At 75.3% G+C, this 8,620-nt stretch carries 6 protein-coding genes; 4 read left to right on the forward strand and 2 right to left on the reverse strand.

The features are described from left to right. The first annotated feature begins 99 nt into the window (after positions 1-99). Complete coding sequence (locus tag ACIQOV_RS14805; RefSeq protein WP_401048625.1) at positions 100-1,005, forward strand: NAD kinase; 906 nt, start codon at positions 100-102, stop codon at positions 1,003-1,005. 145 nt (positions 1,006-1,150) lie between these two features. Here ACIQOV_RS14805 and ACIQOV_RS14810 read toward each other — a convergent pair whose 3' ends face one another. Next, complete coding sequence (locus ACIQOV_RS14810) at positions 1,151-2,650, reverse strand: PLP-dependent aminotransferase family protein (protein WP_401048627.1); 1,500 nt, start codon at positions 2,648-2,650, stop codon at positions 1,151-1,153. Positions 2,651-2,860: 210 nt separating this feature from the next. Here ACIQOV_RS14810 and ACIQOV_RS14815 point away from each other — a divergent pair, with 210 nt between their 5' ends. The 3 genes from ACIQOV_RS14815 to ACIQOV_RS14825 all read left to right on the forward strand — a co-directional run bounded on the left by ACIQOV_RS14815 (position 2,861) and on the right by ACIQOV_RS14825 (position 6,647). After that, entirely contained in the window at positions 2,861-3,481 is a 621-nt protein-coding gene (locus tag ACIQOV_RS14815) for a YitT family protein (RefSeq protein WP_401048630.1), read from the forward strand. A gap of 88 nt (positions 3,482-3,569) precedes the next feature. Next, positions 3,570-5,303, forward strand: coding sequence for a DNA repair protein RecN (recN, locus tag ACIQOV_RS14820; protein WP_401048631.1), 1,734 nt, complete (start codon positions 3,570-3,572; stop codon positions 5,301-5,303). 165 nt (positions 5,304-5,468) lie between these two features. Next, positions 5,469-6,647 carry a glycosyltransferase family 4 protein gene (locus ACIQOV_RS14825; RefSeq protein WP_401048628.1) on the forward strand — a complete coding sequence of 393 codons (1,179 nt, stop codon included), beginning with the start codon at positions 5,469-5,471 and terminating at the stop codon, positions 6,645-6,647. 23 nt (positions 6,648-6,670) lie between these two features. Here ACIQOV_RS14825 and ACIQOV_RS14830 read toward each other — a convergent pair whose 3' ends face one another. Beyond that, positions 6,671-8,524: a glycoside hydrolase family 15 protein gene (locus tag ACIQOV_RS14830; protein ID WP_401048633.1), complete on the reverse strand. Its 1,854-nt coding sequence runs from the start codon at positions 8,522-8,524 to the stop codon at positions 6,671-6,673. Positions 8,525-8,620: the final 96 nt, after the last annotated feature.

Below are 8,620 nucleotides of genomic sequence, written 5' to 3' on the forward strand. Positions count from 1 at the left end.
CGGTAGGGTGCCTTGCGAGCGTCCGGCCCGTCATGCCGTATGGCGCGGCCGCACCGGGGCCAAGGGCGACCCGGCAGGCGTTAGGGAGAGGGCAGCGGCATGAGCGATGAAGAACGTACGGTCTTCCTGATCGCGCACACGGGCCGGGAGGCGGCGCTGCGCAGCGTCGAGGCCCTGGTGCACGGGCTGCTGAAGGCGGGTCTTCGGATCAGACTGCTGGAGACCGAGGCGGTCGACCTGGACCTGCCGGAGGGCGTCGAGAAGATGGCGGAGGGCCCCGGGGCGGCGGACGGCTGCGAGCTGATCCTGGTGGCCGGCGGGGACGGGACGCTGCTGCGCGGGGCGGAGCTGGCGCGCTCGCACGGGCTGCCGATGCTCGGGATCAACCTGGGCCGGGTGGGCTTCCTCGCCGAGGCCGAGCGGGACGACCTGGCCGTGGTGGTGGAGCGGGTGGTGGACGCGGACTACGAGGTCGAGGAGCGGATGACGATCGATGTCATCGTCCGTACCAACGGCGATGTGGTCCACGAGGACTGGGCGCTGAACGAGGCCTCGATCGAGAAGGCGGCGCGGGAGCGGATGCTGGAGGTGGTGACCGAGGTGGATGGCCGCCCGGTCTCCAACTTCGGCTGTGACGGCGTGGTGTGCGCGACGCCGACCGGCTCCACCGCGTACGCGTTCTCCGGCGGCGGGCCGGTGGTGTGGCCGGAGGTGGAGGCGCTGCTGATGGTGCCGATCTCCGCGCACGCGCTGTTCGCCCGCCCGCTGGTGACCTCGCCGGAGTCGGTGCTGGCGGTCGAGGTGCAGCCCAAGACGCCGCACGGTGTGCTCTGGTGCGACGGGCGGCGTTCGGTCGAACTGCCCGCCGGGGCGCGGGTGGAGGTCCGTCGGGGCCGGACTCCGGTGCGGCTGGCGAGGCTGCACCGGGCGCCGTTCACCGACCGGCTGGTGGCCAAGTTCGCGCTGCCGGTGACGGGTTGGCGCGGCCGGGCCGGCCACTGCTAGCACCTCCCGGCAGGAGACCCGCCCACCGGCAGGCCGGTGGGCGGCCGGTCGCGGCTCGTCCGGATGCGCCGAGGCCGGTGCGCGCCAGGGGCTTTCGCCTGTCCCGGGGCCGCGCACCGGCCGATCGCATGTCGCTGACGAGCTGTCAGACCGCCAGCGGCTGGGCCTCGTCGGCCGGTTCGAGCCGTCCGTCGGCCGCCGCCTGGGCGGCCAGGGCGGCGAGGCGTTCGACGGCGGCGGGGACGGTCGCGGCGGGCACGGTGACCGGGAGACGGATATGGTGCTCGAAGGCGCCGTCCGAGCCGAAGCGGTTGCCCGAGGCGATCCGGACCCCGCCGCGCTCCCCGGCCCGGGCCAGCGCGGCGCCGGACAGGCCGCCGGTGGAGACCCACAGCGAGAGACCGCCGGTCGGCATGGTGAAGCTCCAGTCGGGCAGCCGTTCGGGCAGCGCGGCGGCGAAGGCCCGCGCGGTGGCCCGCAGCCGGGTCAGCTGGTGCTCCCGGACATCGGGCAGCAGTTCGCCCAGCAGTTCGGCGGCGATCAGCTGGTCCAGCACCGGGGTGCCGACGTCGCTGTAGACCCGCTCGGTGGCCAGTCGGCGCACCAGCGCCGGCGCGGCCCGGACCCAGCCGATCCGCAGACCGCCCCAGAGCAGCTTGCCCGCCGAGCCGACGGTGACCACCTGGGCGGAGCGGTCCAGTGCGGCCATGGGGCGCGGCAGCGGGGTGGAGGGCGGGACGCCCCAGCCGAGTTCGGCGGTGGTCTCGTCCGCCAGCACGATGCTTCCGGCGGCCCGGGCGGCGGCCAGCAGTTCGCGGCGCTGTTCCTCGTCGATCAGGGTGCCGGTCGGGTTGTGGAAGTCCGGGATCAGGTAGGCGACCTTGGGGCCGGCGCCGCGCAGCACCCGCCGCCACTCGTCGAGGTCCCAGGTGGGCCGCGGAGTCCAGGCGTACGGCACCGGGACCAGGCGCGCACCGGCCAGCCGCAGCGCCTGCAGGGTGTTCGCGTAGCTGGGCGCCTCGACGGCGACCCGGTCGCCGCGGCCGATCAGGGCCCGCTGGAGCAGGTGCAGGGCGCCCATGGCGCCGGTGGTGATCAGGATCTGGTCGGGGGTGGTGGGCAGTCCGCGCTCGGTGAAGCGGCGGGCGACGGCCTCGCGCAGCACCGGGACGCCGGTGGGGTAGTGGCCGTGTCCGGCGGCGTAGTGCGGCAGTTGTTCGACGGCCCGGGCGGCGGCCTGGCCGACCCAGGGCTGCGGGGCGGGCGGGGCGGCGACGCCGAGGTCCAGCATGCGGCTCTGCTCGTCCGGCGGGACGGGGTGCAGGGCCTCGCTGGGTGGCGGGGCGCCCTCGGGCAGGGCGGTCCAGCTGCCCGCGCCGCGCCGGCTGCGCAGGTAGCCGTCGCCGCGCAGGGTCTCGTACGCGGTGGCGACGGTGGTGCGGCTCATCGCGAGGGCGGTGGCCAGCTCGCGTTCGGCGGGCAGCCGGGCGCCGACCGGCAGCCGGCCCTCGGTGACCAGCAGCCGGATCTGTCCGGCCAGGGTGCGGTAGGCGGGGCGGCGGGCGGCGGCCGGCTCGGGGAGCCGGGCGGTGGCGAGCAGCCGCGCCAGGGCGGGCGGGGTGACGGTGGTGTGCCAGTCGACCATGGCTGAATAAGTCCACTTGCTAGAGATTGGCCCTGGAGAAGGCCGCTTTGGACTGGCCATCATGGCAGGGCGGCCGTGCCGGCCGCCACCACCGGGTGTCCCGGTGGTGCAGCACCACCGCAGGAGCAAGCCTTGGCCACCACGACCACACCGACATCGGCCGCCACCACCACCCCCGCACCGGCCGCCGGGCGGAGCCTCGCCGTCCGGGTGTTCGGCGACACCCACGCCCTCGGCCGCCGGATACCGCAGCTGTTCGCCGGCCTCGTCCTGTACGGCGTGAGCATGGCGCTGATGCTCCGCTCCGGCCTCGGCCTCGACCCCTGGGACGTCCTGCACCAGGGTCTGCAGCGCACCGTCGGGCTGTCGGTCGGCGCCTGGGTGACGATCTGCGGCGCCCTCGTCCTGCTGCTGTGGATCCCGCTGCGCCAGCGCCCCGGCCTGGGCACCGTCGCCAACGTGCTGCTGATCGGCGCGGCCATGGACCTCACCCTGCGGGCCGTCGGCGGCCCCGGCGCCCTGCCCGCCCGGATCGCGCTGTCGGCCGGGGCGATCGCCCTCAACGGCCTGGCCACCGGCCTCTACATCGGCGCCCGGCTCGGCCCCGGCCCGCGCGACGGCCTGATGACCGGCCTGCACCGGCGCACCGGCCGTTCGCTGCGACTTCTCCGGACCGGCATCGAGGTGACGGTCCTCACCGCCGGTGTGCTGCTCGGCGGCACCGCCGGGGTCGGCACCGTCGCGTACGCGCTGGCCATCGGCCCGATGGCGCAGCTCTTCCTGCGCTGGTGCACCGTGCCGGTGGCCGCCGAGGACTCCCGGAAGGGATGAACTTCCGGGCACGGAGTTGCCGCGCGCCGTTGTCGTTCGTCGCGCGCCGGGGGCGGAACCTCGTAAGGTCGTCTCCGTGTTGGACGAGATGCGGATACGGGATCTTGGGGTCATCGACGACGCGGTGGTCGAACTCGCCCCCGGCTTCACCGCCGTGACCGGTGAGACCGGCGCCGGAAAGACCATGGTCGTGACGAGCCTGGGCCTGCTGCTCGGCGGCCGCGCCGACCCGGGCCTGGTGCGCAACGGCACCGGACGCGCCGTCGTGGAGGGCCGGCTGGAGCTGCCCGCCGACTCCCCGGCGGCGGCCCGCGCGATCGAGGCGGGGGCCGAACTGGACGACGGCGCGCTGCTGATCAGCCGGACCGTCTCCGCCGAGGGCCGCTCCCGGGCGCACGTCGGCGGCCGGTCCGTCCCGGTCGGGCTGCTCGCCGAGCTCGGCGAGGACCTGATCGCCGTGCACGGCCAGACCGACCAGCAACGCCTGCTGCGCCCGGCCCGCCAGCGCGGCGCGCTGGACCGGTACGCGGGCGCCTCGGTGGCCGGGCCGCTGGCCCGCTACCGGGAGACCTACCGCGTCCTGCGCGAGGTCTCCGCGACCCTGGAGGAGCTGACCACCCGGGCCCGCGAGCGCGCCCAGGAGGCCGATCTGCTGCGCTTCGGCCTGGACGAGATCGCCGCAGCCGAGCCGGTGGCCGGCGAGGACGCGGAGCTGGCCGCCGAGGCCGAGCGGCTCGGCCACGCCGACGCGCTGTCCTCCGCCGCGACCCTGGCCCACGCCGCCCTGGCCGGCGACCCGGTCGACCCGGAGGCGCTGGACGCGGGCACCCTGCTCGCCCAGTCCCGCCGGGCCCTGGACGCCGTGCGCCATCACGACGAGCGGCTGGCCGCCCTGGCCGACCGCCTCAACGAGGTCGGCTACCTGCTCGCCGACGTGGCCGGCGACCTGGCCGGCTACGCGGACGACCTGGACGCCGACCCGGTGCGCCTGTCCGCCGTCGAGGACCGCCGGGCCGTACTGGCCCAGCTGCTGCGCAAGTACGGCGGCGAGGAGAACTCGCTCGCCGAGGTGATCGCCTGGGCCGAGGCCGGGGCGGTGCGGCTCGCCGAACTCGACGGCGACGACGACCGGATCGACGAGCTGGGCGCCCGGGAGACCGAGCTGCGGGCCGAGCTGGCCGAGCTGGCCGCCGAGGTCTCGCGGGCCCGGCACGCCGCGGCCGGACGGTTCGCCGAGGCGGTCTCCGCGGAACTCGCCGAACTGGCCATGCCGCACGCCCGGGTGACCTTCTCGATCGGCCAGGTCGACGACCTGGCCGGGATCGAGGTCGGCGGGCGCACCGTCGCCTACGGTCCGCACGGCGTGGACGAGGTGGAGGTGCTGCTGGCCCCGCACCCGGGCGCCCAGCCGCGCCCGATCGCCAAGGGCGCCTCCGGCGGTGAGCTGTCCCGCGTGATGCTCGCCGTCGAGGTGGTCTTCGCGGGCGCCGACCCCGTCCCCACCTACCTGTTCGACGAGGTGGACGCGGGCGTCGGCGGCAAGGCCGCGGTCGAGATCGGCCGCCGGCTGGCCAAGCTGGCCGAGTCCGCCCAGGTCGTGGTGGTCACCCACCTCCCGCAGGTCGCCGCGTTCGCCGACCGGCACCTGGTGGTGGTGAAGACCAACGACGGCACCGTGACCCGCAGCGGCGTCAAGGTGCTGAACGACGAGGAGCGGGTGCGCGAACTCTCCCGGATGCTGGCCGGCCTGGAGGACTCGGAGCTGGGCCGCGCCCACGCCGAGGAGCTGTTGGCCGCCGCGCGGGCCCCGCGCCGCCGGTAGCCGGCGCCGGCGGCCCCCTCGGACACCGGCGACGCGCCCGGTGGCGCCGACTGTCCAAGAGGGCCGCCGACCTGGCATGGTGGCGCCTGGACACTGGCTTTCCAGCCCCGAGCGCCGCCGGGCGGGCAATCCTCGCGAGGCGGCGCGCGAACCTGATCGAGTCGGATGCGAGACGACGTGGACCATTCCGCCGCCCGGGCCACCGCGGCCGTCCCCGAACCGGGGCAGCTGCACGTGGTACTCGTCCTGGCCGCCAGCACCGGCGGCATCGGTGCGCACGTGCGCTCCCTGGCCCAGGGCCTGGTCGCGCACGGAGTGAACGTCACGGTCTGCGCGCCGGCCGGCGCGGACGCGCTGTTCGGCTTCTCCCGCACGGGTGCCAGGTTCCACACCGTCGACATCACCCCCACCGCGGGCGCCCGCAGCGACGCCACCGCGATCGGCGAGCTGCGCCGGGCCTTCACCGGCGCTGACGTGGTGCACGCCCACGGGCTGCGCGCCGGGCTGCTGTCCGACCTGGCGCTGCGCACCGCCGGCCGCTTCCCGGGCCTGCGCCCGGAGACCCCGCTGGTGGTCACCTCGCACCACGCGCTGCTGGCCACCGGGATGGAGCGCCGGCTGCAGCGGCTGATGGAGCGCCGGGTGGCGCGCGCCGCCGACCTGGTTCTCGGCGCCTCCTCCGACCTGGTCGCCCGGGCCCGCGAACTGGGCGCCACCGACGCCCGGCTGGGCCCGGTGGCGGCCCCGCCGATGCCCGAGGGGCGGCTCGCCCGCACCGAGGCCCGTGCCGCGCTGCTCGGCGCGGACCCGGACCGCCCGCTGGTGCTGGCGGTCGGCCGGCTCGTCCCGCAGAAGGCCTTCGGAGTGCTGCTGGACGCCACCCGGGAGCTGTCCGCGCTGGACCCGGAGCCGCTGGTACTGCTCGCCGGGGACGGCCCGGAGGCGGGCGTGCTGCGCGAGCGGACGGCCGCGGAGAAGCTGCCGGTGCGGTTGCTCGGCTACCGCACCGACGTGCCCGACCTGCTGGCCGCCGCCGACGTGGTGGTGATCTCCAGCCGCTGGGAGGCCCGCTCGCTGGTGGTGCAGGAGGCGATGCGGGCGGGCGTGCCGGTGGTCGCCACCGCCGTCGGCGGCATCCCCGAACTGGTCGGCGACGCCGCCGTACTGGTGCCCCCCGGCGACCCGGCGGCGCTCGGTCTCGCGGTGCGCGCCCTGCTGGCCGACCCGGCCCGCCGCGAGCAGCTGGTGACGGCCGGCCGGCAGCAGGCCGAGACCTGGCCGGACGAGGCCGCCACCGTCGCCCAGGTGCTCAGCACCTACGACGAGCTGGTGCAGCGCGGCTAGACCGGCTCCCGGACGGTGGCCCGCTAGACGGTGGCCCGCTCGACCCGGTCGGCGGCCGGGCCGTCCGGCTGGGCGGACAGGTACGCGGCGCCGCAGGCCGTCAGCCGCAGGGCGGTGTCGATCAGCGGGACGTGGCTGAAGGCCTGGGGGAAGTTGCCGACCTGGCGCTTGAGCCGCGGGTCCCACTCCTCGGCGAGCAGGCCCAGGTCGTTGCGCAGCGCCAGCAGCCGGTCGAACAGTTCGCGGGCCTCCTGGACCCGGCCGATCATGGCGAGGTCGTCGGCGAGCCAGAAGGAGCAGGCGAGGAAGGCGCCCTCGTGGCCGGAGAGGCCGTCGACGTTGTTGCCGCTCTCGTCGTGGGTGGGGTAGCGCAGGACGAAGCCGTCCTCGGTGGACAGTTCGCGCTGGATCGCCTCGATGGTGCCGATGACGCGCTTGTCGTCCGGGGGCAGGAAGCCGACCTGGGGGATCAGCAGCAGCGAGGCGTCCAGCTCCTTGCCGCCGTAGTACTGGGTGAAGGTGTTGCGCTCCGGGTCGTAGCCCTTCTCACAGACGTCCGCGTGGATTCGGGTGCGCAGCGCGCGCCAGCGCTCCAGGTGGCCGGTGGTGGGCTCGTCGTCGGGGGTCTGCTCCAGGAGTTTGATGGTGCGGTCGACGGCGACCCAGGCCATCACCTTGGAGTGGACGAAGTGCCGGCGCGGGCCGCGGACCTCCCAGATGCCCTCGTCCGGCTCCTGCCAGTGCTCCTCCAGGTAGTCGATCAGGCGCAGCTGGAGGTGGTGGGCGTGGTCGTTGCGGACCAGGCCGGTCATGTGGGCCAGGTGCAGGGCCTCGACGACCTCGCCGTAGACGTCGAGCTGGAGCTGTCCGGCGGCGCCGTTGCCGACCCGGACGGGCTGGGAGCCCTCGTAGCCGGGCAGCCAGTCCAGCGAGGACTCGGTGAGCTCGCGCTCGCCGGCGATGCCGTACATGATCTGGAGGTTCTCCGGGTCGCCGGCCACCGCGCGCAGCAGCCACTCGCGCCAGGCGCGGGCCTCCTCGCGGTAGCCGGTGCGCAGCAGGGAGGAGAGGGTGATGGCGGCGTCGCGCAGCCAGGTGTAGCGGTAGTCCCAGTTGCGTTCGCCGCCGATGTCCTCGGGCAGGGAGGTGGTGGGGGCGGCGACGATGCCGCCGGTGGGGGCGTAGGTGAGGCCCTTGAGGGTGATCAGGGAGCGGATCACGGCCTCGCGGTAGGGGCCCTGGTAGGTGCACTGGTCGGCCCACTCGTGCCAGAACCGCTCGGTGCGGGCGAGGTCGTGGTCGGTGTCGACGGCGGGTGGGGCGCCGCGGTGGGAGTCGCGGTAGGTGAGGACATGTGCGGTCCGTTCGCCGGCCCGGACGGTGAATTCGGCGGTGAGGGTGCTGTCGGTGTCGGCGTGGTGGTGGTGGCTGTCGAGCCAGATCGCGTCGGGGCCGGCGATCGCGGTCAGGCGGTGCGGGCCGCCGGGGTCCGGCTGCGGGCGGTGGACGGCCGGGGTGGTGCGGCCGTAGCCGAATCGGGGGCGCAGGACGGAGCGCATCGTCACGGTGCCGGTCAGGGCTTCGACGATGCGGATGATGCGGGGCACCGGGTCGGCGCCGGTCCGAGCGGCGACGGGCATGAAGTCGATCACCCGGACGGTGCCGTCCTCGGTGTCCCATTCCTGTTCCAGGACCAGCGAGTCGCCCCGGTAGCGGCGGCGGTCGGCCGGGCGCGGTCGGTCGGTCGCGGGCCCCAGGTCCCAGGAGCCGTGGTCGTCGGTGCCGAGCAGGGAGGCGAACACGGCCGGGGAGTCGAATCGCGGGGCGCACATCCAGTCCACGGATCCGTCCCTGCTGACGAGGGCGGCGGTGGTCATGTTGCCGATCAGCGCGTGGTTTTCGATCCGGTGTGCGGTCGGGTGGGCGTGCACGTGGGTGGTCCTTACGTGGGTGGGAGGGTGGCAGGCCGTGGG

Source organism: Kitasatospora sp. NPDC091257, from assembly GCF_044757675.1.
Classification (GTDB): Bacteria; Actinomycetota; Actinomycetes; order Streptomycetales; family Streptomycetaceae; genus Kitasatospora; species Kitasatospora lactacystinica.

Excerpts from the sequence above, each read along its gene's own strand:
- ACIQOV_RS14830 (WP_401048633.1), bottom strand. The coding sequence starts at position 8,524 with ATGACCACCGCCGCCCTCGTCAGCAGGGACGGATCCGTGGACTGGATG.
- ACIQOV_RS14805 (WP_401048625.1), top strand. The coding sequence starts at position 100 with ATGAGCGATGAAGAACGTACGGTCTTCCTGATCGCGCACACGGGCCGG.
- ACIQOV_RS14825 (WP_401048628.1), top strand. The coding sequence starts at position 5,469 with ATGCGAGACGACGTGGACCATTCCGCCGCCCGGGCCACCGCGGCCGTC.
- ACIQOV_RS14810 (WP_401048627.1), bottom strand. The coding sequence starts at position 2,650 with ATGGTCGACTGGCACACCACCGTCACCCCGCCCGCCCTGGCGCGGCTG.
- recN (WP_401048631.1), top strand. The coding sequence starts at position 3,570 with ATGCGGATACGGGATCTTGGGGTCATCGACGACGCGGTGGTCGAACTC.